This is a genomic window from Streptomyces sp. NPDC005181 (assembly GCF_040608395.1).
Lineage (GTDB): Bacteria > Actinomycetota > Actinomycetes > Streptomycetales > Streptomycetaceae > Streptomyces.
In genome coordinates this window covers 144,116-166,422 of record NZ_JBEXID010000008.1, presented here as the reverse complement: position 1 = coordinate 166,422, position 22,307 = coordinate 144,116, and the positions used below count along the sequence as shown (strand labels likewise).

General features: G+C 70.3%; 30 protein-coding genes. 4 read left to right on the top strand and 26 right to left on the bottom strand.

The window, feature by feature from the left end; genetic code table 11:
• Nucleotides 1-315: 315 nt before the first annotated feature.
• Nucleotides 316-906, bottom strand: a complete 591-nt coding sequence (locus ABZV38_RS08765) for a methyltransferase domain-containing protein (protein ID WP_356326019.1) — start codon at nt 904-906, stop codon at nt 316-318.
• A 315-nt stretch (nt 907-1,221) separates the two neighbouring features.
• On the opposite strand from ABZV38_RS08765, the gene ABZV38_RS08760 reads away from it, so the two are divergent.
• Nucleotides 1,222-1,587: a hypothetical protein gene (locus ABZV38_RS08760; protein ID WP_356326017.1), complete on the top strand. Its 366-nt coding sequence runs from the start codon at nt 1,222-1,224 to the stop codon at nt 1,585-1,587.
• A gap of 22 nt (nt 1,588-1,609) precedes the next feature.
• On the opposite strand, the gene ABZV38_RS08755 is transcribed toward ABZV38_RS08760, so the two are convergent.
• From ABZV38_RS08755 to ABZV38_RS08745, 3 genes are all read right to left on the bottom strand, one after another.
• The gene (locus ABZV38_RS08755; protein WP_356326015.1) at nt 1,610-2,893 is read right to left on the bottom strand and encodes an MFS transporter; all 1,284 of its coding nucleotides are present in this window, start codon (nt 2,891-2,893) and stop codon (nt 1,610-1,612) included.
• The gene (locus tag ABZV38_RS08750; protein ID WP_356326013.1) at nt 2,890-3,993 is read right to left on the bottom strand and encodes a PLP-dependent cysteine synthase family protein; all 1,104 of its coding nucleotides are present in this window, start codon (nt 3,991-3,993) and stop codon (nt 2,890-2,892) included. The genes ABZV38_RS08755 and ABZV38_RS08750 overlap by 4 nt, the downstream gene beginning before the upstream one ends.
• Before the next feature lie 137 nt (nt 3,994-4,130).
• The gene (locus tag ABZV38_RS08745; RefSeq protein WP_356326010.1) at nt 4,131-4,559 is read right to left on the bottom strand and encodes a hypothetical protein; all 429 of its coding nucleotides are present in this window, start codon (nt 4,557-4,559) and stop codon (nt 4,131-4,133) included.
• Nucleotides 4,560-5,003: 444 nt separating this feature from the next.
• Here ABZV38_RS08745 and ABZV38_RS08740 point away from each other — a divergent pair, with 444 nt between their 5' ends.
• Both ABZV38_RS08740 and ABZV38_RS08735 read left to right on the top strand, forming a co-directional pair.
• Nucleotides 5,004-5,480, top strand: coding sequence for a hypothetical protein (locus tag ABZV38_RS08740; protein ID WP_356326008.1), 477 nt, complete (start codon nt 5,004-5,006; stop codon nt 5,478-5,480).
• 94 nt (nt 5,481-5,574) lie between these two features.
• On the top strand, nt 5,575-6,477 hold the full coding sequence (locus ABZV38_RS08735) for a F510_1955 family glycosylhydrolase (RefSeq protein ID WP_356326007.1): 903 nt from the start codon (nt 5,575-5,577) through the stop codon (nt 6,475-6,477).
• A gap of 81 nt (nt 6,478-6,558) precedes the next feature.
• Here the strand turns inward: ABZV38_RS08735 and ABZV38_RS08730 are convergent, their stop codons facing one another.
• Nucleotides 6,559-7,134: a hypothetical protein gene (locus ABZV38_RS08730; RefSeq protein WP_356326005.1), complete on the bottom strand. Its 576-nt coding sequence runs from the start codon at nt 7,132-7,134 to the stop codon at nt 6,559-6,561.
• A gap of 305 nt (nt 7,135-7,439) precedes the next feature.
• Here ABZV38_RS08730 and ABZV38_RS08725 point away from each other — a divergent pair, with 305 nt between their 5' ends.
• Complete coding sequence (locus ABZV38_RS08725) at nt 7,440-8,102, top strand: TetR/AcrR family transcriptional regulator (protein ID WP_356326003.1); 663 nt, start codon at nt 7,440-7,442, stop codon at nt 8,100-8,102.
• A 607-nt stretch (nt 8,103-8,709) separates the two neighbouring features.
• Here the strand turns inward: ABZV38_RS08725 and ABZV38_RS08720 are convergent.
• From ABZV38_RS08720 to ABZV38_RS08620, 21 genes are all read right to left on the bottom strand, one after another.
• Nucleotides 8,710-8,847 carry a hypothetical protein gene (locus ABZV38_RS08720; protein ID WP_356326001.1) on the bottom strand — a complete coding sequence of 46 codons (138 nt, stop codon included), beginning with the start codon at nt 8,845-8,847 and terminating at the stop codon, nt 8,710-8,712.
• Between the two features lie 70 nt (nt 8,848-8,917).
• The gene (locus ABZV38_RS08715) at nt 8,918-9,442 is read right to left on the bottom strand and encodes a hypothetical protein (protein ID WP_356325999.1); all 525 of its coding nucleotides are present in this window, start codon (nt 9,440-9,442) and stop codon (nt 8,918-8,920) included.
• A 77-nt stretch (nt 9,443-9,519) separates the two neighbouring features.
• Nucleotides 9,520-10,098 carry a hypothetical protein gene (locus ABZV38_RS08710; RefSeq protein WP_356325997.1) on the bottom strand — a complete coding sequence of 193 codons (579 nt, stop codon included), beginning with the start codon at nt 10,096-10,098 and terminating at the stop codon, nt 9,520-9,522.
• A 57-nt stretch (nt 10,099-10,155) separates the two neighbouring features.
• The gene (locus ABZV38_RS08705) at nt 10,156-10,470 is read right to left on the bottom strand and encodes a hypothetical protein (protein WP_356325995.1); all 315 of its coding nucleotides are present in this window, start codon (nt 10,468-10,470) and stop codon (nt 10,156-10,158) included.
• A gap of 122 nt (nt 10,471-10,592) precedes the next feature.
• Complete coding sequence (locus ABZV38_RS08700) at nt 10,593-10,997, bottom strand: hypothetical protein (protein WP_356325994.1); 405 nt, start codon at nt 10,995-10,997, stop codon at nt 10,593-10,595.
• 716 nt (nt 10,998-11,713) lie between these two features.
• Entirely contained in the window at nt 11,714-12,082 is a 369-nt protein-coding gene (locus ABZV38_RS08695) for a hypothetical protein (protein WP_356325992.1), read from the bottom strand.
• Nucleotides 12,083-12,150: 68 nt separating this feature from the next.
• Nucleotides 12,151-12,543: a hypothetical protein gene (locus tag ABZV38_RS08690; RefSeq protein ID WP_356325990.1), complete on the bottom strand. Its 393-nt coding sequence runs from the start codon at nt 12,541-12,543 to the stop codon at nt 12,151-12,153.
• A gap of 57 nt (nt 12,544-12,600) precedes the next feature.
• Complete coding sequence (locus ABZV38_RS08685; RefSeq protein ID WP_356325989.1) at nt 12,601-12,975, bottom strand: hypothetical protein; 375 nt, start codon at nt 12,973-12,975, stop codon at nt 12,601-12,603.
• 147 nt (nt 12,976-13,122) lie between these two features.
• The gene (locus ABZV38_RS08680; RefSeq protein WP_356325987.1) at nt 13,123-13,311 is read right to left on the bottom strand and encodes a hypothetical protein; all 189 of its coding nucleotides are present in this window, start codon (nt 13,309-13,311) and stop codon (nt 13,123-13,125) included.
• A 195-nt stretch (nt 13,312-13,506) separates the two neighbouring features.
• Nucleotides 13,507-13,965 (bottom strand): hypothetical protein, encoded by a 459-nt coding sequence (locus ABZV38_RS08675; RefSeq protein WP_356325985.1) that lies wholly within the window; start codon nt 13,963-13,965, stop codon nt 13,507-13,509.
• A gap of 86 nt (nt 13,966-14,051) precedes the next feature.
• A complete protein-coding gene (locus ABZV38_RS08670; protein ID WP_356325983.1) occupies nt 14,052-14,450 on the bottom strand; it encodes a hypothetical protein in 399 nt (132 codons plus the stop codon).
• A 23-nt stretch (nt 14,451-14,473) separates the two neighbouring features.
• Nucleotides 14,474-14,659 carry a hypothetical protein gene (locus tag ABZV38_RS08665; RefSeq protein ID WP_356325981.1) on the bottom strand — a complete coding sequence of 62 codons (186 nt, stop codon included), beginning with the start codon at nt 14,657-14,659 and terminating at the stop codon, nt 14,474-14,476.
• A gap of 115 nt (nt 14,660-14,774) precedes the next feature.
• Complete coding sequence (locus ABZV38_RS08660; RefSeq protein WP_356325979.1) at nt 14,775-15,176, bottom strand: hypothetical protein; 402 nt, start codon at nt 15,174-15,176, stop codon at nt 14,775-14,777.
• A gap of 138 nt (nt 15,177-15,314) precedes the next feature.
• The gene (locus ABZV38_RS08655; protein ID WP_356325977.1) at nt 15,315-16,865 is read right to left on the bottom strand and encodes a DNA cytosine methyltransferase; all 1,551 of its coding nucleotides are present in this window, start codon (nt 16,863-16,865) and stop codon (nt 15,315-15,317) included.
• 55 nt (nt 16,866-16,920) lie between these two features.
• A complete protein-coding gene (locus ABZV38_RS08650; RefSeq protein ID WP_356325975.1) occupies nt 16,921-17,124 on the bottom strand; it encodes a hypothetical protein in 204 nt (67 codons plus the stop codon).
• Nucleotides 17,125-17,195: 71 nt separating this feature from the next.
• Nucleotides 17,196-17,867, bottom strand: a complete 672-nt coding sequence (locus ABZV38_RS08645; RefSeq protein WP_356325973.1) for a hypothetical protein — start codon at nt 17,865-17,867, stop codon at nt 17,196-17,198.
• A gap of 92 nt (nt 17,868-17,959) precedes the next feature.
• Nucleotides 17,960-18,481 (bottom strand): hypothetical protein, encoded by a 522-nt coding sequence (locus tag ABZV38_RS08640; protein ID WP_356325972.1) that lies wholly within the window; start codon nt 18,479-18,481, stop codon nt 17,960-17,962.
• Nucleotides 18,482-18,560: 79 nt separating this feature from the next.
• On the bottom strand, nt 18,561-18,902 hold the full coding sequence (locus ABZV38_RS08635; RefSeq protein WP_356325970.1) for a hypothetical protein: 342 nt from the start codon (nt 18,900-18,902) through the stop codon (nt 18,561-18,563).
• A gap of 86 nt (nt 18,903-18,988) precedes the next feature.
• Nucleotides 18,989-19,912 (bottom strand): hypothetical protein, encoded by a 924-nt coding sequence (locus tag ABZV38_RS08630; RefSeq protein WP_356325969.1) that lies wholly within the window; start codon nt 19,910-19,912, stop codon nt 18,989-18,991.
• 66 nt (nt 19,913-19,978) lie between these two features.
• Nucleotides 19,979-21,112, bottom strand: coding sequence for a PD-(D/E)XK nuclease family protein (locus ABZV38_RS08625; RefSeq protein WP_356325967.1), 1,134 nt, complete (start codon nt 21,110-21,112; stop codon nt 19,979-19,981).
• Nucleotides 21,113-21,137: 25 nt separating this feature from the next.
• A complete protein-coding gene (locus ABZV38_RS08620; RefSeq protein ID WP_356325965.1) occupies nt 21,138-22,307 on the bottom strand; it encodes an AAA family ATPase in 1,170 nt (389 codons plus the stop codon).

The following is a 22,307-nucleotide window of genomic DNA, read 5'->3' as shown; positions in this document are numbered from 1 at the left end:
CCTGCTCTTGGCCGCGATGGCCTACGACGTCGTGCGCCGGATCACGCCGAGCGAGAGCCGCTGCCCGCCCCTGGCACGCCTTCGGGGGCGGCGGGCGGCCATGGAAGACGCTGAGCGGTGGTGTGTCGGCCTGCGCCTGCACGGCCGGATCGACGTGGAGACCTACCAGCACCGGATCACCGGGGAATCGGTGCCCTTGGAAGTCCGGCCCGGTGACACCGTCATCGGGGCGACCGTCAACGCCGGAGGGCGCCTGATTGTTCGGGCTGCTACCGGCCAACCGTGCGCTGTGGCGGCTGTCGGTGCGGAGGCGGATCAGCCGCGTCTCAGGACGGCCCAGCTCCCCCACCCCGCTTCGGCCCCCACCGCCATCCAGCAGCCGGGCAGTGCGTCGACGACCTCCTCCGCCGGCAAGTACAGCGGCCCGTCCTGGCCGAGCTGGTTGATCCACAGCAGCACGCCGCCCGGGGCAAGCACCCGGGCGGTCTCAGCAGGGAACAGAAGCATGTCGATGGCGGCAACAGCAGCGAGCGACGCGTCGGCCACGGGCAGGGCGCTGGCATCGGCCCGTACACGCGCCGGGGAGCGTCCGGCCGCCTGGCGAAGCATCTGCTGGGACAGGTCGATACTCATCACGGCAGGGAAGGCAGAGATGAGGAGCGGGGTGAACTGGCCTGTTCCGGAACCGACTTCCAAGCAAGGGCCGTCAAGCAGCGGGCCGCCGCGGTCGAGGGCGTCACGCAACGGGTCGTCGCGGCCGGTGGCTTGAGCGGTGTCCCAGTCTGCGGCGAGCTCGTCGAACAGCCTGCCAAAGAAACCGGCTTCCGCGGCAGCCCAAAGACGTCGGCCTGCTGCCAGGTCCCGCGCGAAGGCCCGGAACGCCTCCGCTGTTTCCTGCGGTGGCAACGGTTTACCGTCCGGACTCGGCAGGACACGCGGCAACATTGGGCTCATGGGGCCAGTACAGCACCGGCGGGACTGCGCAGGGATCGGCCTGAGGGTGGAAAGCCGGCCTACACCCCCAGGTGGAGGGTCCGCCGGCCACCGGCGGTCGCCGGGGTGTCCCTTGTCGTCCCGTCTCTCAGCACCGTGCCGCGTCTGATGGGTCTGGGCGTCGGCGTGTCCGTTGAGGTCGTGGCCGGTGCCGGGGGAGCCGCCCACCATGCGGAGCCTGAAGCCCTGGCGTGACAGCAGGCGGCGGGCGAAGGAACCTTCACGCACATGTCCATCGCGGCGTGGCCCTCCGTGGAGCCGGTAAGTACGCGTTCGGCCTGCTCGCGTGCCTTGCGCAGGAGTTTGTCGCGCAAGTACAGCCGGAACAGCACCGCCAGGACGACAATCACGGTGAGGGCCGCCGAGGAACTCCGCGATGGTGAACTGCCGGCCTATCAGCAAGGCGCGGATGACGCGGAGTTCGACGATCAGGCTGGCGGAGGCGATCTCGAAGGCCATCGCAAATCGGGGCTGGTGACCACCCGCAAGGAGGACAGCCGGGTGATCTATGACGGACAGGCATCTGCGCCGCTCGTCGCGGAGGCGCTCGACGTGGCGGACCACCCGCTGACCGGGCGCGCACCCCACGCATGAGGCCAACGCCCGGCCAGTGGTCTCACGCCGCAGCCGGTGCCGGTGCTGCGGCCGGAGCGGGTCGCAGATGGCCGGTGCGGCGAAGCCCTGTCAAGGCTGCGGCGCAGGCGAGTCCGAGTGCGGTCAGTGCCGTCCACGGCAGCCAGGGGGCATGCGCGCTGGCAGCGAGGTCGAACAGGGCGCCCACGGCGAGGTTGCCGCCGGCGACGGCAATGCCGCCCACGGTGCTGTAGGCGCCGTAGTAGGTCGCGACCAGGCGCTCGCCCGAGAGTCGGACCAGGGTGTCCATCTCGAACGGGTACAGCAGCGCGGAGCCCGCCGCCAGCAGCGCCGCGCAGACCACCAGGCCCGCGAGCCCGAGCACCGCGGCGAAACCGTGGGCGGACTGGTGAGGACCGGGCAGCAGCGGCAGGAACGCCGCACCCATGACAGCCAGGCCGATCGCGATGGCCTTCGGCGGATCCAGGCGATTCCTTGCCCAGTTGGTCAGCCGCAGCTGGCCCGCGACCGCAACCAAGGCGGAGACGGCGAAGACCGCACCCATCGCGGTGCCGTTGCCGTCACCGAAGAGAGCGCGGGCCTGCAGCGGCAGGGCGAGGTAGGTCTGGAAAGCCAGCAGATAGGAGCCGGCCATCGCGGCGGAGAACAGTACGAAGGGCCGGTTGCGGCCAATCGTCCGCCAGTCCGCGGCGATCCCCCGCCACCCGCTCGTGCGCTGCGGATCCGGTGCCGGGCGCCGCGCTGGGAGAGCGCGGGTCTGCACGATTGCCAGGGCCGCGAAGATGACGGCCGAGACCGCGCACACCATGCGGAAGTCGAAGGTGAGCAGGGCCAGTCCGGCGAGCGGGCCGAGCAGGATGCCTGCCTGGTAGAAGACGTTGAAGCAGGCGAACGCCTCCACCCGCCGCGCCCCGGCCCCGTCCGCGAGGTAGGCGCGTACCGCCGGGTTGAACAGTGCCCCGGCGAACCCGGTGGCCGCGGAGGCGATGATCAGGGCGGGCAGGGTATCGGCGAAGGCCAGCAGTGCGAACGCCGCGGTCCGCAGGACGCATCCGGTAAGGATCATCGGCTTGTAGCCGATCCGGTCGGCCAGGGTTCCGCCCAGCCAGAACATGCCCTGCTGGGAGAGGTTGCGTACGCCCAGTACCAGGCCGACTGCCCACGCGGCGAGGCCGAGGCCGTGGGCGAGGTGGTCGGCGAGGTAGGGCATGAGCATGTAGAAGCCGAGGTTGATGCCGAACTGGTTGACCATCAGCAGGCGGATACTGGGATCGAAGGAGCGCACCTGGGAGCGCAGCCGCCTCACCGGGCACCTGCCAGGACGGCTCGGGCGGCGGCCGGGGCCGGGTCGGTAACCGTGGTGCAGCGCGTCCAGGACGTCACCGCCCGCTCGCCGGGCTCTTTGATCTCCTCCGGCTCGATGGGGGGCGGTGTGCCGAGCAGGTTGTGTCCGCGGCACCAGCCGTCGTTGTAGATCGTGTCGAGGTAGCGGTGGGGTCCGTCGGGGAAGATCGCGGCGATTCGGGTTCCGGGCGGCCAGGTGCGGGCAGCCCATCCGGCGACCAGTGCGACCGCTCCCACGCTCCAGCCGCCCGAGGCGTAGTGGCGGCGTGCCAGGGCACGGCATGCCCACACCGCTTCGGCGGGTGCGACCCAGTGGACCTCGGCGAATGCGTCGTAGGCGACGTTGCCCGGGTGGATGCTGGAGCCGAGTCCCCGCATGAGGCGCTGCCGCGCGGGCTGTCCGAAGATCGTCGAGCCGGTCGCATCCACCCCGATCAGGGCCAGGTCGGGGAACGTCCGCCGCAGCGCGGCTGAGATTCCCGCCGAGTGACCGCCGGTGCCGACGGAGGCGACCAGGACATCGATGCGGCCCAGCTGGGCGATGAGTTCGGCGGCCAGTGGGGCGTAGGCGGCGGCGTTGTCAGGGTTGTTGTACTGGTCCGGACACCACGCGCCCGGCTGTTGGGCCATCAGTTCGGCCACCTTCTCGCGCCGGGCCTGCTGCCAGCCTCCGACGGGGTGGGCTGCGGTGACAAGTTCCACGCGGGCGCCGTAGGCGGTCAAGGCCCGGCGGATCGAGGGTTCGAGGCCGGGATCGGTGACCACGGTCACCAGGTGTCCGAAGGTGATGCCAGCCAGGGCCAGGCCCAGCCCGAGAGTGCCGCTGGAGGATTCGATGATCGGCGCAGTGTCGGCCAGGTCGCCCCGGGCTCGGGCCCTGGCCACCATGTGCAGGCCGGGGCGGTCCTTGATGCCGCCGGGGTTGGCGCCTTCGAGCTTGGCCCAGAAACCGTGGTCGGCGCTGGCGAAGGGTTCTGCGATCCACAGGACCGGGGTGTGGCCAACCAGGCCAGACGGGCCGTGGGCCGAGGTGGGGGCAGGGTTGTACGCAAGGGGGTTCATGAAGGTGTCACGGCTCCTCGCCCCGGCCGGAATCAGCAAGCTCGGGGCATTGGCGGATCAGGGCGCGGACACACAGGCGCCCAGGACCCGTCCGGCGTCGCCGGACAGCGTGACGGAAGGCGGCTGTGCGGGACCGGTCAGGTCCGCGCCACACACAGGGTTGTGAGAATGCAGCGTCCGCCCAGGGCACCCTGGTCCGGGGCCCGGGCGGCCCCGGCACCGGCCAGTGCGGCGGCGGGCGCGTCGGGCCGGGCGCCCACCGAGAGGGCGCCGCCGAGTGCCGGTGGGGACGGGGCGTCGGGACGGATCCGGTCCATCGTGTGGTCGCCCGTCTCGGGGCAGCACGGCACGTGTTCCGGAGAGGAGGCCGTGGCCCCGCTGTCAGGCGCGGCCACCGCAGCGGCACCCATGGACAGCGTGGTCAGCTGATGGTGTTGGCTCTCGAACGCCGGACCGTGGCTGTGCATGCAGCCCAGGAGGTGGAAGGACACCCAGACCAGCACGACGAGCACGCCGCAGTCCCTGAGGCGACGATGAGCCGGGGAGAGCGGCGCCATGCTGATCATGCACACAAAGTATCGTCGTGGGCACTCAAAGTCACATTATGGCGAGTCGGCCTCGCCGTAATCTGATGGTGGCATTCGGGGACGGATCAGTGTTCAGGAGAGCCCGGCCCACCGTCATCGTCTGCCGCGGATGCTGCTGCGGCACCGCCGTCAGAACACCTCCGGCCCCCGCAACCACGCACGCACGCCCCCGCGGACGTCCGTTGTCGCGTAGTCGTTCGCCTTACCGTCCTCGGCCAGGGTTTTCCTTATCATGCATCAATGATTCCTTGGTGATCGCGGTGATGGTGCGAAGAGTGCGACTCGGACGGCGTTCGAAGGGATGTCCGTACGAGAGGGGGCGGCCGTCGACCAGACACGGCGACGGCCGCAGCCAGGAGCCGATCAGCCCCCAGGGCATAGGCCCTTACCTCTCGGTTATGGTCGGCGGCGGAGGTAAGCGCGATGCAGCAGTACGCACGAGTAGTGGGCGTGGCAGCACGCCTCTTGTTTGTCGCGATGCTGGCACTCGGCGTGTTCATCATGCACACCGTCGGTCACCCCGCCGAGGGCTCCGGCGCGGGGACGTCCTCCTCCACGCACATGGTCGGCTTGGGCGAAATGTCCGGGCACGGACGTCAGGCGGATGCTGGCACGGATACGGGCCCGCTCCATGACCTGCCAGCCACGAACCCGTATGGCGGCCCGGCGCTGACCAGCGCCGCCGTATCGTCGGATGAGCCCGGTACGGCCATGGACATGGCCTCGCTGTGCCTGGCGGTCCTCGGCACGTGGGCTCTGGCCGCGCTGCTGCGCGCAGTCTTCGTGGGTCGACGCGACTGGTTCGCCAAGCTCGTCACCGGAGTTCTCGCAGCCGTAAGTCCGAACCCTCCGCCGCCCAGGGGGCCCGATCTCGCACAACTGTCGATTCTGCGGATCTAGGCCGGTCTTCCTGCGCAGGGTGCGCCCTTCAGGGCTGCCCGCCAGACGCCTGCCCATCTGCTCATTCAGAATCGATCGCACGAGGTGCACAGACATGACCGCCTTCAAGCATGCCCTCAACCGGCCGCTGCACCGCCGCGTGGCGGTGGTGGGAGCCATTGCGGCCAACGCCCTGCTGCTCGCCGCCTGCGGCGACAACAGCGCGGACTCCTCCGCCGCCGCGCCGGAGACGTCCCCCGCCGCGATCAGGCATGTGCATGGGCTCGGCCTCGACCCAGCCGATCAGCAGTTGTACGTAGCCGCCCACGACGGGATCTTCACCACGGGCAAGGGTGGCGAAGCCGTGCGGGTCGGCAGGAGCAAGGACGATTTCATAGGCTTCACCGTGGTCAAGGCCAAGACGTTCCTGGCCAGCGGACAACCCGCCCTCGGCACCGGCCCCAGCGACCGTGGGCTGATCGAGAGCACCGATTCGGGGAAGACCTGGAAGACCCGCTCGCTGGCCGGCGAGGCCGACTTCCACGCCCTCAGCTACGTTCACAACACCATTTACGGCTACGACAGCACCAACGCCCTGCTGCGCGTCAGCAAGGACGGAGCCGCCTGGGACGACCGGGCCCACCTCCAGGCACTGGACATCGCCGTCAGCCCCGACGGCCCGGACACCATGTTGGCCACCACCGCCGACGGCATCGCGAAGAGCACCGACGGCGGAAGAACCTTCGCCGCAGGCCAGCAGCCGGCGATGGCCTTCCTCTCGTGGCCAAAGCCCGGCACGCTGTACGGAATCGACGACTCGGGCGGGCTCAACCGGAGCACCGACGGTGGCGCCACCTGGCAGAAGGCGGGCACGGTGCCCGGCGGACAGGCCCAGGCGCTCACGGCGGTGGACGCCGAGCACATCCTGGCCGCCACCCAGAACGGCGTGTACGAGTCGCGGAACGGCGGCAAGACCTTCACCAAGCGGTTCACGGTCGCCGCCGGCGACAGCCACTGATCCACACAAGCGAAAGGCTCCGCCAGGGCAACGACGTTGCCCTGGCGGAGTCGGGCGTTCCGCCCTCCGGACACCAAGAGATCAGGCCGCGGTTGCGTTGCCCGGGGCCGGGGCCCGGGTGGGCGCGGTTGCGTCCGTGGCCTGTGACGAGGTGCGCTGCTCGTACTGCTTGCGCTGCCCGTAGCGGGTCCGACCCTGCGGCTTGTACACCGACAGTGCCGTCGCAACGAGGAGCACCAGTACAGCAGCACCGGACTGGATCACGAGCTGGGTCCTCAAACCGTCGAGTTCACCACTGGGCCAGTCCGCTCCCGCCGCTATACCGGCGATGTAACTGACCGGCTGCATGTGGACCAAAAGGACGATGGTGGACAGGGCTGTGATCACGAGTTTCACCACGACCCAGTAGTAGCGGACCAGGCCCCAGGTAGTACCCAGGGACGAGACAACCCCGGTCAGCAGCGAAGCGAAGCACAGCGGGACGATGACGAACCAGCCGGTCAGGTCCATCGCGACATACGCGGACCGTGCCGTCTGGGCATCCTGGCTGGTCAGGCCCGCGACGGCGAGCGCCAGAAAGACGGCGACCGCACCGAGCCAGCCCACCGAGGCCGTGATGTGCGCGGTGAGCGCGACCTTGCGCGGGCGCGGCGTCATGGCCATCAGTGATGGCCCCCCATACCACCGCCGGCCACGTGCATGATCACGAACGCTAGGACCAAGGCGACAGCGACGACGGCGAACACGATCACCCATCGCGGCCTACCCGTGGCCGGGGTGGGACCCGGCCTCCCCGCGTCCGTCCCGTCGCCTGAATGGGGAGCAGGGGAAAAGTCAGCCATTGGTGTGTCCTCCGCTGTCGCGCGTGGTTACCGAGCCCTTCATGACGGTCACCTTTTGCGAAACAGACTGTCTCTGTCAAGCCGTACTGTCATGGAACCGTCGTCGCGTATATTTGGGGGATGCCGAAGCTCTGGAGCGAGACGATCGAGGCACACCGCCACACAGTGCGCGAAGCGACCCTGGACGCCGCCGCGGCGCTGGTGGCCGAGCACGGTCTGCTCTCCGTGACGATGTCGCGAATCGCCCAGGAGACCGGCATCGGACGGGCGACGCTGTACAAGTACTTCCCGGACGTCGAATCCATCCTGACCGCCTGGCACGAACGTCAGATCGCCGGACACCTCGAACACCTCACCGCCGTGAGAGACCAATCCGACAGTGAGGGCGAGAGGCTCGAAGCCGTGCTGACGGCATACGCGCTCATGACCCACGGGCGGCACGGACACCACGGCACCGAGGTCGCGGCACTCCTGCATCAAGGCAAGCACGTCGCCCGGGCGCACCAGCAACTCAGAGAACTCATCAGCGACTTGCTGGCCGAGGGCGTCAAGGCCGGCGACCTGCGGGACGATGTCGCGCCCGACGAACTCGCCGACTACTGCCTCCACGCCCTCGGCGCAGCCGGCAGCCTGCCCTCCGAGGCCGCGACCCTAAGGCTCGTCACGGTCACTCTGGCCGGACTGCGCCCCCCAGCTGAAGCCGACAGCCCAGCCTCCGTCGGCCAGAAGACGGTTGACCAGAAACAGCGCCTGCACCACCACCGACGGCACGGCGCCCACTGACCGTCGGCCTGAGGTGTTGCGGCCGCCTCTGACGGACACGGGTCGTTGTCAGCACCTACGCGCACTTCCCGCCCGCTTGGGGCGAACGCCCGCACCGGAACATCCCCGACGATGCACGCCTGGAGATACTTCGGCGAGCAGGCCATGCGGTCCCTACCTTGGCTGGGTTGCAACCGACACCGAACCCTCAGTTGCCCCAAGATCCTGCCCATTGCCGGGCCGAGATCACCAAGGTAGCCGTTTTCGATGGTCAACAGCGGTGCGGATCGTGTACCACCAGCACACGAAGAATCTCCTGGCGAGATCAGCCCCTCGCCGGGATCAGATTCTGACTGCGGTTGCAGTAGCCCGGGCGGCTGGGCGTACGACCTCCACCCCGAATCGCTGGCGGGCCCGGTCTGCGGCGGCTTCGACAGCGTCGGCTCGGGCGTCACCTCGGTCCAGGGAGAGTTGGCGGTAAGTTCCGCCGGCCGGCAACAGGTCGTCGGCACGGATGGCGACCGTTGATGGGCGGGGCGTCGTGGCACAGGCACCGGCCGCGGTGGTCCGGGTCCGGGATGTCGATCCAGCCGCCGGGGTGGGCGTCGATGCGCACGCGGGCTGCGGCCTAGACGTCGCCCTCCTGGACGTTCAGGACGAAGCCGCGCAGCACACACACGGCGGTGCTGGGCACTCCGTCGTTGAGGAAGATGCGTCCGGTGAAGCCCTGCGGCGTGGGGCGGGCGACAACTGCTCTGGTTCCCATGGGGTACTCCGGGTGTGGAAGGGGCCGGGCGCCCGCAGGTGCGGGGCCCGGCCCAGTGGGTGAGGTGAAGTCAGGCGTTTGTGATGGTCGCGGTGTCGGGGGCGGCCTCGTCGACGGCGGCGTCTTCGGGGCGGGGCAGGCCGCATTCGCAGTGGGTCACGTGCCATTCCTCTTCGCCACCGCAGGTGCACGTCCAGGTCGCGAAGTGCCAGGTCCACGCCCCGCCGCCGACGCTGTACAGGCCCTCGTCGTTGGGCTGAATGATCGAGGCGGTCGTCTGGGAGCCCTCGTCGAACCACTGCCAGCTGACGTGCAGGACGACCGCGCGCGGCTCGCCCTCATGGTCGATGCCGCCGTCGATGACGTGGATGGTGTCGGTGACGTCGTGGCCGTACTCGTCGGCCGCGCCCTGCGTGACGGCGGCGATCTTGCGGACTGTGTCGAGGGTGAAGTTCGGGAAGAGCCAGCCGTTCCAACGGTTGTTGGGGTTCAGCTTGGCGTCGTAGGGGCCGAGCATGTCGTCGATGCACACCCGGGTGTCGATCAGGCGGGATGCGGTGTCGGCGGGCTGCTGCGGCTGGTCGGTGTCGGTCACGGTGTGTTCCTCCGGGCATGGAAGGGGCCGGGCTCCCGCAGCTGCGGGGCCCGGCCCAGGGGTGGGTTGAGGGCGGGTCAGTGGGTGGTGGCGGCGTGGCCCAGTGCGTTGACGAGGATGGCCACGGCCTCCTCGGTGCGGCCTGCGGCCACCAGTGCGGCGTGCCGGTAGAGGGCAGCTGCGGCGTTGGCCGTCAGGTGGTCGACGAACTGTTCGTACGTCAGGTGGCGCTGACGCAGAGGCCGGTGCCGGTATCCGGCGCGCAGCGCGGTCGTGACGATCTCGTCGGCGCGCTTTGCGGCAGCCCGGGTCAGGGCGACGTCGCGGGAGGCGCGGGCGAGAGCCTGGTGGCCGCGGGGCGCGTTGCAGGTGCGCGGCGCGGCCGTGCGGCCCTGCGACCGGTCGGCGCGCAGGCGGGCGCAGGCGGTGCGGATGCGCTCGACGTCGTGCAGCTGCCGGGCGGTGAGCCGGGCCTGGCCGGCGGACGGCGCGTCGACGTAGAACGAGGCCAGGTTCGCGACGTACAGCTCGGTGCGCAGCTCGTCGTTGTCGTCGTCGCCGGGGGCCGGGTGGACGGCGACGATGCGCATCGCGTAGGGGTCGTCGTGGAAGACGACGAGCCAGCTGCGGAGCGGTCTTTGAAGGCTGATGGACATGCGGGTCTCCAAGAGGTCGATGGACATACGAGAGTTGCGGCATATATGAGGCGATTGTCAGCGGCTGATCTGGCCGATGTAGACGTGCACGTCGCCGGCCACCAGCCACAGGCTCTTGACGATCAGAGCGGTCTCGAAGAGCGAGCGGTAGAAGTGGCAGGCGACCTGCGTGAACTGCTCGCGGGTCAGGCCGTGCTCGCGGTCCTTGGGCAGGAAGAACTCGCCGGCCTCGAAGGCCATGTCGATGGCCCGGTTGACGAGGTCGGCGGCGTTGCGGACGTCGGCGCCGTCGACGTCGTGACGCTCGACGGTCTCGAGGATGTTCAGCCCGGGGTAGGGGGGCATCGGCATGAGCGTGGATGCGGTGGTCATGTTGTTCTCCAAGAGGTCGTGGTGGGGAGGGGGCGGCTACCCCCTCGCGCTGTCCTTATTCTACAGCTTTTGGGGTTATGTGTCCCCCTATGCCGGAAAATCTCAGGTACGGGCCAGATTTTTCAGGCGCCGGGGCGCGGGAACCTGACCACGAGCGCGGTCGCGTTGTCGCAGCTCGCCTCACGCAACCGGCCCTGGGCCAGGGCCTCGGCCACGAGGGAGCCCGCGCCTTCCTTCGGGTCCAGGGCCATCAGCATGACGTCCTCCATCAGGCCTGGCTCGTAGGTCTCCAGCGGGTGATGCACCCCGTCCGAGCACAGGGCGAGCTTCGCGACCATCTCCAACAGCACCTCCTCGTAGCCGATGTCGCCGTCTTCGAGGCCCGCCATCAGCGACATGTGGTCCCACGCCTTGGGCTGGCGGCCGGCGTCGCGCAGCTCCTGCGCGAAGTTGTGGTCCTTCGTCAGCGGCACGAGGTTGCCGAAGTCGGAGAACCGGTAGGCGCGGGCGTCGCCGGACCAAGGCAAGGCGCAGCAGCGGGTTGGTGGGGTGGTGGACGGCCACGACCGCGGCCGCGCCCGGGTCCATGTGGCCCCAGCGCCGTCCGAGTCGGGTCAGGATCTGGGCGCGGATGTGGGCGATCGCGGAGATGGGGTCGCCCGAACGGGCGGCGGCCCGGGCCAGCGCGGGCGCCCAGGTCCGCACGTACTCCTGGATGTCCTCCTCGTCGCCGACGCCGTCCAGGACGACGAACGCCCAGCGGCCGCTGACACGGTCATGGTGCACGGCGTGCGTGTCGCACTGCAGGTCGCGGGTGCCGACCGCCTGGGCGGCGGACATCTGCGGGCGGCGCCGGATGGTCGCCGCGCCCAGCAGGCGTGCCCAGCGGTCGACGCGCTCGGCGGCCTGCGGCGGCAGCGGCTGCAGCAGGCCGTCGCGGCTTTCGGGGCCGGTGACGATGATGGGGCCGCGAAGGTCCGGGGCGTCGGCGCCGGCGAGGTCGCGCCAGGCACAGCGCAGCGGTTTGTTGCGGGTGCGCTCGAAGCCGGGGGCGCTGGTGTGGGCGGTCATGTGGCGGCCGAGGCGCCAGGCGGTGACGGGGCCGTCGAGCTCGTCGGCGATGTCGGACTGCTGGCGCTTGGGCTCGTCGTGCAGGTAGAAGGGCTCGGTGTGGCCGTTGGGCTGGACGTACAGGGCCTGGATCTGTCGGGGCATGCTTCCTCCTCGGTCGGGGTGTGCGGGCTCAGTTGGCGGGCTGGTCGGCGTCCTGATCGGCGTGCTCGCCGCCGTGGGCCAGGACGAAGGCGCGGATCTCCTCGACTGGCACCTCCAGGTACAGGGAGGCGTCGGCGCTGTCGCAGTCGACCGGGTCCTCGTCCCAGTCGCAGTCGTCCGGGCCTTCGAGGCCGGGCCACAGGAAAACCTCGAGGTGGGTGTACGGGCTGGGGTAGTCGGTCGGCACAGTGCCCGGCCAGGAGCTGGTGGGCCTGGGCAGGCAGCCGGCTCCGGGCCCGGCCTGGACGCTCATCATGTGGCCGTCGGCGAGGCGGATCCGGGCGGGCTGCCAGCCGGTGCCGGTGGCGGCGAACTGGTCGAAGCGGTCGGTGCTCATGCGGGTGCTCCGTTCGTGGTCGAGGTGGGTGGCCGGGCCCCGTGCGGGGCCCGGCCGCCCGCGGTAGGTCAGGAAGTGACTCGGGTGTAGCGGGGCTTGAGGGCGTCGATGATCGGCGGCAGGCCGCCGCGCAGCACCTCGGGCACGTCGGTGTGCAGGCGCGCCCCGTCCAGGGCGCCCAGCAGCACGACGGGCCCCCGCAGGCAGTACCCCAGCCGGTCGAGACGGATGGCGTTGACCAGCGACGTCGCGTACAGGTTCTCCGGCAGCCCCAGGGCGATGCCCTCTTCGTTCACAGCCACGGACAGGCGGTGGGTGCCGTCGGGGCGGGCGTAGTGAGCGATCTCGACCCAGCCCTCGACGACCGGGCGCAGGGCTGCCGACAGGCCCCCGCCGGCGGGAAGTTCCAGGTCGGTGAGGGTGCCGTCGACGTCGAGGCGGATGGCGCGAATGGGGCTCATGGTTGTCTCCGAGTCGGTGAAGGGGGGGCCGCCAGGGCGGCGGCCCCCAGGGGTGAGTCAGAACGGGCGAAGGGCCAGGGCGAGTTCGGTGATCAGCTGGCGGCCGACGTGCACCGCGTGACCGACGGTGAATTCGTCGGCCTCGGCGCAGGCGGCCATCTCCACCAGGCACTTCAGGAACACCTCGGGCATGCAGGCGATCCACGTGCGGTAGTCCTGGCCGTAGCTGGTCGTCCGGTGGGTGACGGTCAGGACCTGGTCGACGGCGATCGCGACCTCGCCGGCGGCGGCGACGGTGAGACCGAACCGCTCGACGAGCAGGGCCTGCAGGTGCAGGCCCCCGGCGAGGATGTCGGCGAGCCGGTCGGCCGTGTGGCCGGTGGCGAGCGCGTACGGGGCGGCGAGGCGATCGGTTGTTGCGGTGACGGGCATGGCTTCCTCCAAGAGGCCGTTGGTCGTGCACGGGCGGGCCCGGCCGCCCACCTGGTGGGGTGGGCGGCCGGGCCGGGGTAACGCTTGAACGGTGTGGCACACTTCGGTTCGGTCATCCACCTACGAGTAGGCGGCCGGTCGAGCTCCCTACTTCGCGAAGGTCCGAACCCCGCACAGCTGGCCCTGCGGCCCGTTGTCCCAATCGACAACGAACTTGTGGATGACGGTGGTGTTCCCGCCGGCCTGGCGCTTCCAGTTGGCCTTCACCTCGCGGACCGTCCCGCTGTCCGCGGTCCGGCCGTGTGTAACGGTGTCGCCGACGCTGTAACGACTCATCGTCGCCTCCCTCTGCAGTTGTGAACTCCTCGTCAGGGCGGGGGGGGTCCCCTCGCACCACTCCCCTTATTCTACCGTCATCCGTGGGCCCGTCAAGATTTTTATTCCGCATCTCCGCAGGTCAGGCGGCTGCTGGCTCGGTACCTGCTCGGGTCACTGCACCGCGCCCAGGGCCCGACTGAGCGTGTCCGGAGGTCAATGCGGGTGGGCCGCGGGCCCCTCGCCGCCCTCGGCGAGCTCCAGCAGCGCGCGGCGGGCCAGGCGGGCGACGTCGCCGAGCAACGCGATCACCGAGTGGGCGTAGTCGTCCGCGGTGGCGTTGGCCGCGGCCAGGTACAGGGCCTTGCAGGTCTCCATGTCGCCGTTGGCGAAGGCGGTGATGAAGCGCAGGGAGAAGGTGTGCGCGGGGTGGCGGGGCTCCTCGTCCGGTTCCTGTGCGGCCAGCGCCCACTGCGTCTCGGGGCCCTGGTGTCCGTGGAGGCGCACGAGGGTCTGGCGGGCGGCGTCCGCCAGGCCGCAGCACACGCCGTACATCTGCTGGCCGTTGCTGTTCCGGAGGATCTCGCCCATCAGGTTCGAAGCGATCTGGAAGTCGCACGAAACGGCGCGGTGGATGGCGTCCATGACCAGCTTGGCGCGCAGGGAGGGGTTCACGATGCTCGGTTCCTTTGTCTGGGTGGTTGGGTGGGCCGCGCCCGCGGGGGTGGGCACCGCGGGCGCGGCCCGGATCGGGGGTGGGGTCAGGCGGTGAGGAGGGCGAGGCTGTCGGCCCATGCGCGGCCGCCGGACGCCCACGCCACGGCGTGCAGGGCCAGGCGCTTATTGGTCTCGTCCAGCAGGCTCAGGTTCGCCAGGGACAGGGCGTGACGTCCGGTCAGGAGGCAGGCCAGGCGCAGGACCTGCCACTCTGCGAGCGTTCCGATCAGGGGACCGTCGCCGGCGGACAGGCACGCGACGGCGACCTGACGCCAGGCGATGCGGGAGTGGCCGTCGCCGTCGTCGTGGATCAGGGCGGTCCGCTCCAGTTCGGGCAGCCAGTGGCCATCGGCGGCGAGCAGCCACACGGCGGCTTCCTCCTGCCACGCTCCGGCGGCGCGCTCTGCAAGGCGGGTGGCGAGGTCGGTCGTGTCGTGGTTCACGGGTTCTCCAAGAGGTGTTGGGGTCAGCGAGTGGTGCGGGGCTTGGGCGTGTGACCGACGTGCCAGCCGCCACAGGCGCGGCGGCGGCACGGGTAGGCGGCCAGGCGTACGGCGCCTTTGGCGATGAGCCGGTCGCGGTGCTCCTCGGCCTGCTCCTCGGTGTCGTGACGGCGCTTGCCGGTGCAGGCACGGTTCTTGGTGCGGATCACTGGGGGCCGCCGGTGTCGGCGCGCGGGTCGGTGGCGGGGTGGAGCATCGTGGTCTCCAAAAGGGGGTCGGGCCTGCCGCCCGCCCCCCTTTCGCCGGAGGCAGGCGGGGGACGGGTCAGGTGGTACCGGCGAAGTCGAGCTGCAGCTGTTCTTGCTGCTTGGGCTTCTCCGCCTGGCGGCGCGCATCCATCTCGCGGGCCGCCTGCCGGCACGAGGGACAGATGCGTTCGTCGTTGCGGCTGTGGCTCTTCGCTCCGGCTTCGGTGCCGCAGGAGGGGCGCAGCTTCGGCTCCGCCAGCTCGTCGTCGCTCACGTCGTCGAGGGCGTCGATGACGAGGCCGTTGCACCACAGGCGGCCACCGGCAATCCCGTCGAACATGGCCTGGGAGGGCTTGACGACGGCGATGCACTCGGCGCGGAACGGGCACGCCTTGCAGTAGCCCAACCGGGCCCCGAACAGGCGCTTGAGGTCGCGTACGGTCTTCCAGGCGTCCTGGTTGGGCACGAAGCCGTCCAAGCCGCTGCAGGGTGCGCGAAGGGTCCACGCGCCGGTCACATCTGCTCCTCGGTGGTCACAGGGGTCTCCAAGAGATCGGTTTCAGGGGTGATGGGGGGGCGGCGGGCCAGGCCGGTCGGGGCTTGGCCCGCCGCGGGGCTACAGGACGGCCTTGATGCGCTCGCCGATGTGCCGGGCGACGTTCACCGACACCGCGTTACCGCCCTGCATGGTCTGCTCGGCCTGGGTGCCCAGCACGATGTACCGGTGGGGGAACCGCTGGGCGTCCAGCTGCTCGCGGGGCTTGAGCATCCGGAAGAAGCAGTCCTCCACGGCCGGGGCCGTGTTCAGCAGCGCGGCCGAGTCGTGCGTCGTCATCGTGTGGACGGGCTCGGCGGCCGTCTTGACGGCGGCCTTGCGGTAGGGGATGACCAGGGCGTTGCGCAGCTCGGGCGGGACCGCGCCGCCGGGGACGACGAGGCCGTGATGGATGCCCTGCGCGGTGACGGCGGTGATCGGCTCGGTGGCCAGAGCCGGGTTGGCGTTCTGCCGGTAAGTGATCACGAACGGCTCCGGGTCGACCGAGACCAAGGCCTCGCTCTCGCGGGTCATCCGGGTACGCATCGGGTCCGCGACGTCGCTGCACGCGGTGTTCCAACTGCCGCCGGTCGGCACGAGCAGCGCCTCGCCCTGCTTGATGGTGCGCGTGGTGAACGGCCGCTCCGCCACCGCGTAGGCCCGGTCGGTGCCGTCCTTGCCGTGGTTGAGGGTGATCGAGGACGGCTGGTGAGGGAACTTGACCAGGCCCGCGCGGATGCGCTCCGTCGTCGTATCGGCCAGAGGCTTCTTGCGATCGCCGATGCGCTGGCCGAGGTCGTCCCAGTTGATGACGGAGGCGGCCGGGCGCACGTACGGCTCGACCTCGGCGTGACGGCAGCGCGTGTTGGGGCACCGGTAGCTGTAGTCCCGCCGGTACTTGCCGATGCGGACCCCGCGCTCGAACCACGCCTTCCTCGCGTGGACGTCCTTGCCGCACTCGAAGCAGAACGCCAGCGGGCGGGGCTCCAGGTCCGGCTTCGGCATCCCCTTGAGGCGGAAGCAGATGTAGATGCGGTCCCGCCACTGCGGGGCACGCAGGTTGGTGTCGTCGCCGACGTGCGCGGAGGTGGCGCACAGGATCTGCGGGGCCTCGTAGCCGAGCTCCGTCATGGCCTTGACCCAGGTCTTGAAAAGAACCCAACACAGGGCGAACTCGACGACGTTCTCGATCACGACGTACGGGAACCGCTTCGCCTCGCACGCCCGCACCACGCACCAGGCGGTGGCCCGGGTCCGCTCGAACGCGTCCGGCGTCAGGGCCTTCCACGACTCGGCGTCGTCGTCGTCACCGAGCCGGTCCAGGACCTCGAACAGGTCGAGCTGATCGGTCTGGTGAACGCGGCCGCCGGCCGGGCTGACCTCGGTGCATATGATCGACGCCCACAAAAGCAGGGCGCGGGGCAGGAACCGCATCGGGTAGCCGCTGACGTCGGCGGTCAGGTGCTCGATGGTCGGGTGGTTCGCGGCGTGCGAGTCCATCGCGGTCTGCCAGTGGTTCATGGCGAGCTTGCCCTGCCATCCGGACTCCACCAGGCCGGAGGAGGAACCGCCGGCCCCGGCGAGCAGGTCGTTGAACGTCAACTCGACGTCGCGGGGAAGAGTGGTCAACACGGTGTTCTCCAAGAGGTGCGGGTCGGCCCCGCCGATGGGGCGGGGCCGAAGCGGGTCAGGTGCGGGCGGGGCAGGGGCCGGTAAGGCGGGCAATCAGCAGCGGCAGGGCCGCGGCGTCGCCGATGCGGCGGGCGTAGTCGATGGCCTCACCCAGCTCGGCGCGCTGCGCGGCGGTGACGGGGTGGTTGATGACGCACCAGCACTGGCGGGCCGGGGCGGGCGCCGCCTGCGGCTCGGGGGCTTGGGGGACGGTGTCCACGGGTGGTGTCTCCAAGGGGTACGGCGCGGCCCCGCACACGTCGGTGCGGGGCCGAGCGGGTCGGGTGGGGGTCAGGCGCCGATCGGGGTGACGAAGACCGTCCGCACGACCTGGTGGCGGTGCCAGACGGTCAGCGGCCACTCGGTGCCGCCCTGCTCGTGGACCTGCGTCCAGCCGTCCTGGTCAAGCTGGTGGGTGTAGAGGCCGTACTCGTTGACCGCCTGCAGGTGGGTGTCGAAGGGGTCGGAGACGACCCGTCCGACTGCGGTGTGCTCGGGGCTGACGCCGAGGACGCCGACCCCGTACAGCTGCGTGCGGTCCGACACGGACTCGCCGAGGACCTGCCCGGCGGTCTTGGTGTCGCCGTCGCCCAGGCTGTGCAGGTAGATCGCGATCGCGGCGAGCATCGTCTTGATGTCGGCGGCGTGCTTGCTGTGTTCGCCCTCGGGGGTGGAGTCGTAGACCAGGGCGTCGAAGTTCGGGTTGTCCTTGTGGCTGCGCACGATCCGCCAGCCGGTGACGTCGTCGAGGCGGGTGGGCAGCTCGTGCTCGTCAGCGATGACCAGGTGCGTGCCGTCGGGGAGGTTGACGTAGATGACGTTCTGGCCACCGGCGGTGTCGATGTCGCAGACCAGTCCGGCCGCGCGCAGCGGGGTGGTGACGGCGTCGTACTGCGCCCAAAGGGCCTGCCACTGCGAGTCGTTCAAGCCGCCGTGGTCGGGCAAGGAAGCGAGGGTCATCATGATCTCCAAGAGGTGAGCGGTCGACACAGTACAGAGTTGTGGCACATCTGTGAATCGGGCGGCGGATTGCCCGCCGCCCGGACCGGGGTGGGTCAGTCGCCGATGGGGGGCTGGAGGGTCAGCACGGCGGCCAGGGCGGGCTCGGGGGCCAGGTTGGCGATCCGGCCCTGCAGGCGCTTCAGTTCGGCCCTCTGGCGGGCGATGTGCTTGCGCTCGGCGGCGTCGGCCTCGACGTCGAGGGCGTTGGCGTGGGCGTCGAGGGCGGTCGCCATGCGGCGGGCCTCCTCGGCGATCTGCCGGGCCTGGTGGGCGGCGTCGCGGTCGCGCTTGGGGCTGAGGTGGAACTCGGCGCCGCCGGCCTCGGCGAGGAGCTGCCGGGCGACCAGGTCGCGGGCGTGCTCGGCGCTGCCGACGTCCTCGAGCTGGATCCCGTCGCGGACGCACTCGTCGAGCTTGGCGAGCTCGGCGAACAGTCCGTCGACGATCTGAGGGCGGGCGCTCCACGCGCGGGCGAGGCCGATCAGGACCGTGGCGGCGTGTGCGGAGGCGTCCAGGACCATCCGGTCCGGGTGGTCGCGGCGCAGGGTGGGCAGCTGGCACATGCGGATCTCCAAGAGGTGAGTGTGCTCGGTCGAGTGGTGTGGCATATGCGGGCCCAGACGGCGGATGTTGTCCGCCGTCCGGGCCGGGGGGTCAGGCGGTCTGAGCGGACTGCCGCACGGGAAAGCCGAGCTCACCGGCGAGGGCGATGGCGCGCTCGGTGTTCGCGAGGTAGCGGCCGTCCCTGAACTCCCCGACGGGCGCGGTCAGGCCGTGGAACTCGCCGCTGACCTCGGTGATGGCGATGGGCCAGGCCTCGACGAGGAAGCCGACGACCTTCTCCGACTCGACGACCAGGACGTCGCCGTCGCGGATGTCGTCGCGGCACTGGGTGGCGTCGTACGCCTCGGAGGTGTCATCGAAGCGGTGGACGGGCGGGGTGGCGTCCTCGGCGGCGCGCTCGGCGTCGTCGTTGGTGGCGATCGGACGGTTCACGGTGTCTGCCTTTCGGGCTGGTGGGCGGGGGCCGTTCCCCCCCACCGCTGCCCTTATTCTATCGCCTTTGGGGTGGGGGTCCAGTTTCATTTTTTGGGTGAGCGGGCGTCACCAGGCCCTTCCCGCGCCGCCCGATGCGCCTGGCGGGCCAGCTGCCGGGCCGCCTCCACGTCCTGCGGGCGTTCTTGGACCACCTGCCGCGCCTGGGCGAGGTCCGCATGCCAGTTGTCCATGAACTCCCGCTGCGACTGCCGCTCCGTCTCCGCCCGCTCCCGGTCGCGGGCCGCGCGCGCGGAGCGCGGGTTGGTTTTGCAGCCACGACAACTGGCAGCCGGAGTCGCGTGCTTGGGGCAACCGTGCGGCTCCCCTGCGGCGTCAGCCGCGGGGGTAGGGGGGAAAGGAAGAACAGCAGTAGAAGAAGGAAAAGAAGGGGTTCCACCGGTGGAACCCTTGGGGTTCCCCCCGTGGAACCCTTGGGGTTCCACCGGTGGAACCCTGGGCTCGTCATCATCAGGGTTCCACCCGTGGAACCCTGGCTCTCGCCTCACGCCTTCGCCGGCGGCCAGCTCCTGCACGTCGAGGTCCTCGCGCGTCCTCGCATCGATGTCCTCGTGCGTCATCGCGGGCTTGGACGGTGCCGCGCGAGTGATGCCCGAGCGGGCTTTGTTCGGGTTCTTCGGCGCGGCGTCGGCGGCCTGGAACCGGGCGTCCAGGTCGTCGTTGGACGGGATCGGGGGCACTCCCAGCGGGAAGACCCGGTACACCGCCCGGCGCCCGAGCATGCCGACCTCCACGCGCTCGATCAGGCCCTTGGCGACCAGCTCGGTGACGATGGTCGTGCACCGCTTCTCCCCGACGCCAGCCCACGCGCGAACACGCTTCATGCCCGGCTTGGACAGGCGGGTCTCGTCGTCGGCCGAGTCGCAGATCTTCATCAGGGCCAGCTTCTGGCCCTGGGTGACCACGTCGTTGGGCAGGTATGCGGCGACGAGCATCAGGTGAATGGACAACTGAACTTCCCCTTCTGCGGGCACGCTGCCGCCCGCCCGGGTCGCGGGCGGGCGGCAGCGGTCCGATCAGGCCTTGTAGGCCCGCACGTTGATGGTCTTGGGCGTCTTCTGCGCGGTCTTCCTCTCGGGGACCGCGAGGCCCGCCTCCTTCAAGTTGGCGACCATCCGCTTCTCGTCGGGCACCATCGGCACCGTCAGGCCCGCCGACTCGTGGAGGTCGACCATGGCCTGCAGGTCGCCGGACCAGACGTCGTTCCCACCGGTCCACACCAGCTCGTTCGCGCCGTACACGCCCGCCGGCGAGAGGTCGACCTTCTTGCGGGCCAGGGCCTTCATGCGGGTGCCCTGGAGGGCCAGCTCGTGGCCTTGCACGTACTCCGCCAGGGCCTTGGTCCGGTCGGCGTCGTCGTGGATGAGCACGGTCTGCACCGCGGTGCCCGGCTGCTGAGGCAGGCCCCAGCAGGCCGTCATGAACGGGCAGTGGTCGCAGATGGCATCCAGGCCCGGCCCGTCGAAGTCGCGGCGCCCCTCCTCGGGCGACTTCAGCTCCCGCACACGCTGGACCCACCAGCGGGCGCGGGTGGCCTCGTTCGGGTCGAAGTCGAACTCCTCAATGTGCTCTTCGCCGTTGTCGCGGTTGACGAAGCGGAAGCGGATCCGGGCAACCTCCAGCGGCCCGAGCTTGGCCAGGTACCGCTGGCCGCGCACGTCCTCGAACCCGGTGGTGCGCAGCAGGTCCGCGTACAGGTACACCTGGCGCAGCTCGGCCGCCGAGGGCCCGTAGCGGCGCACCTTCTCCCACAGGTACGTCGACTTCGTCTTGACGTCCTCCACGGTCACCCCGTGCTCGGCGGCCACCTTGGGCCGGTGCCGGGCCGGGACACGCTCAGCGGTGGCCTGGTCGAGCTGCACGGCGTCGATGTGGCCCCGGATCGTGTCGTCGGCCACCGCCCGCTCCACCAGCCACCCGTACTCGGTGCGGGCGGCACCGAGCAGGCCCTCGTGGATGTAGGTCCCCAAGATCGCGGCACGCTTCTCGGACCAGTCGGAGGGGGTGACCCCGAACAGGACGTAGGCGGCGCGGCGCTCACACACCGTGTCCGAGGCGCCGAGCTGGCGCTGCAGGGATCGCGGCCGTCTCGCGTCGACGTCGTGAGCGGCTGCCCACAGGGACACGCTTTCCATAGGTTGTGCGGTCATCAGGTACTCCTGGAAGTAGGGCGGCTCAACGCCGGACGGGGACCTTGGAGGCCGTGGTCTTGGCGGGAGTGCGCTTGCGCGCAGGCCGGCGTGTCGGCTCCGGCACGGTCACGTCGTCGGGGTCGACGTCGGGCTCCTCGGCGGCCTTGCGCTCCGCTGCGGCGCGCAGCCGGTCGGCGTCGCTTGCCGGGCCCTGGCCCATCTCGGTGGGCGGGTTCTCGAGGACGGCGACCTTCCGCTCGATCGCCCCACGGATCGAGACGACCTCGGCGCGGGTCAGGCCGGTGTCGGGCTCGGCGGCGTCCCACCACAGCTTTCGCAGCTTCTCGACGTCCTGCAGCTCCTCGACGTCGTTGTCCTCCAGCCACGCCTGCACGCGGTCGCCGACCAGAGCGGGCATCTGGCGGGGCTGGGAGTCCATCGAGCAGCCCAGCCGGTTGAACACCAGGTCCTCGACGGTGAAGTTCTCCAGGACGAGCGGCTTGCCGTCCTCGACCCGCAGCTGCAGCGAGCGGGCCTTGATGACCTGCGGGTGCTTGCCCCGGCGCATGCGCACCCACACCGAGCAGTCGAACGCCAAGTCCTTCTGGGCCTGGACCTTCCACTCCCTCAGCACGCGGCCGCGGTTGTCCTTGACCGGCTTGCCGCCCTCGTCGATGGCGGTGATCTGCTTGCCCCGGGCGGTGATGATGGCGATGCCCGGGAAGGTCTGCAGCAGGTGGATGACTTCCAGCCAGCGGTCGGTGGCGTCGTTCCACAGGTTCATGCCGACGTCGATCGAGGCGTCCGGGTTCTCCTGCAGGAGCTGCGCGTTGTTCCTGCTGCGCCGGGCCCGCTCGTTGGTCCAGGTCTTGAGCATCCGCCACAGCGCGGTGCCCGAGTCGACGGACAGCACCACGGGCGGTTCGCCGGCGGCCGCCGCCCGGCGGGCCTCGAGGAACACGGCCCGGATCTGCTCCAGGATGTCCCGGTAGGTGCCGTCGTGCTCGATGATCAGGTAGCGGGCGCCGGGGATCGCCGCGTACTCGTCGGCGCTGCCTTCGGCGAGGTCGATCCAGTACATCTGGCCGACGAGCTCGGAGGCGGAGAACTCGGCGGCGGAGTACGTCTTTCCGGCGCCCTCGTCTCCTTCGAGGAGGATCAGGGGCCACGGCACGATGCCCGTGGGTTTGCGGGTTTTGAGCTTGATGCCCAT

Bases quoted from the DNA above. Each gene is read 5' to 3' on its own strand.
- ABZV38_RS08680 (WP_356325987.1), bottom strand. From the start codon at position 13,311: ATGAGTCGTTACAGCGTCGGCGACACCGTTACACACGGCCGGACCGCG.
- ABZV38_RS08735 (WP_356326007.1), top strand. From the start codon at position 5,575: ATGACCGCCTTCAAGCATGCCCTCAACCGGCCGCTGCACCGCCGCGTG.
- ABZV38_RS08710 (WP_356325997.1), bottom strand. From the start codon at position 10,098: ATGTCCATCAGCCTTCAAAGACCGCTCCGCAGCTGGCTCGTCGTCTTC.
- ABZV38_RS08685 (WP_356325989.1), bottom strand. From the start codon at position 12,975: ATGCCCGTCACCGCAACAACCGATCGCCTCGCCGCCCCGTACGCGCTC.
- ABZV38_RS08750 (WP_356326013.1), bottom strand. From the start codon at position 3,993: ATGAACCCCCTTGCGTACAACCCTGCCCCCACCTCGGCCCACGGCCCG.
- ABZV38_RS08690 (WP_356325990.1), bottom strand. From the start codon at position 12,543: ATGAGCCCCATTCGCGCCATCCGCCTCGACGTCGACGGCACCCTCACC.
- ABZV38_RS08625 (WP_356325967.1), bottom strand. From the start codon at position 21,112: ATGACCGCACAACCTATGGAAAGCGTGTCCCTGTGGGCAGCCGCTCAC.
- ABZV38_RS08730 (WP_356326005.1), bottom strand. From the start codon at position 7,134: ATGACGCCGCGCCCGCGCAAGGTCGCGCTCACCGCGCACATCACGGCC.
- ABZV38_RS08720 (WP_356326001.1), bottom strand. From the start codon at position 8,847: ATGGGAACCAGAGCAGTTGTCGCCCGCCCCACGCCGCAGGGCTTCACC.
- ABZV38_RS08620 (WP_356325965.1), bottom strand. From the start codon at position 22,307: ATGGGCATCAAGCTCAAAACCCGCAAACCCACGGGCATCGTGCCGTGG.
- ABZV38_RS08760 (WP_356326017.1), top strand. From the start codon at position 1,222: ATGTCCATCGCGGCGTGGCCCTCCGTGGAGCCGGTAAGTACGCGTTCG.
- ABZV38_RS08645 (WP_356325973.1), bottom strand. From the start codon at position 17,867: ATGATGACCCTCGCTTCCTTGCCCGACCACGGCGGCTTGAACGACTCG.
- ABZV38_RS08740 (WP_356326008.1), top strand. From the start codon at position 5,004: ATGCAGCAGTACGCACGAGTAGTGGGCGTGGCAGCACGCCTCTTGTTT.
- ABZV38_RS08745 (WP_356326010.1), bottom strand. From the start codon at position 4,559: ATGATCAGCATGGCGCCGCTCTCCCCGGCTCATCGTCGCCTCAGGGAC.
- ABZV38_RS08725 (WP_356326003.1), top strand. From the start codon at position 7,440: ATGCCGAAGCTCTGGAGCGAGACGATCGAGGCACACCGCCACACAGTG.
- ABZV38_RS08695 (WP_356325992.1), bottom strand. From the start codon at position 12,082: ATGAGCACCGACCGCTTCGACCAGTTCGCCGCCACCGGCACCGGCTGG.
- ABZV38_RS08705 (WP_356325995.1), bottom strand. From the start codon at position 10,470: ATGACCACCGCATCCACGCTCATGCCGATGCCCCCCTACCCCGGGCTG.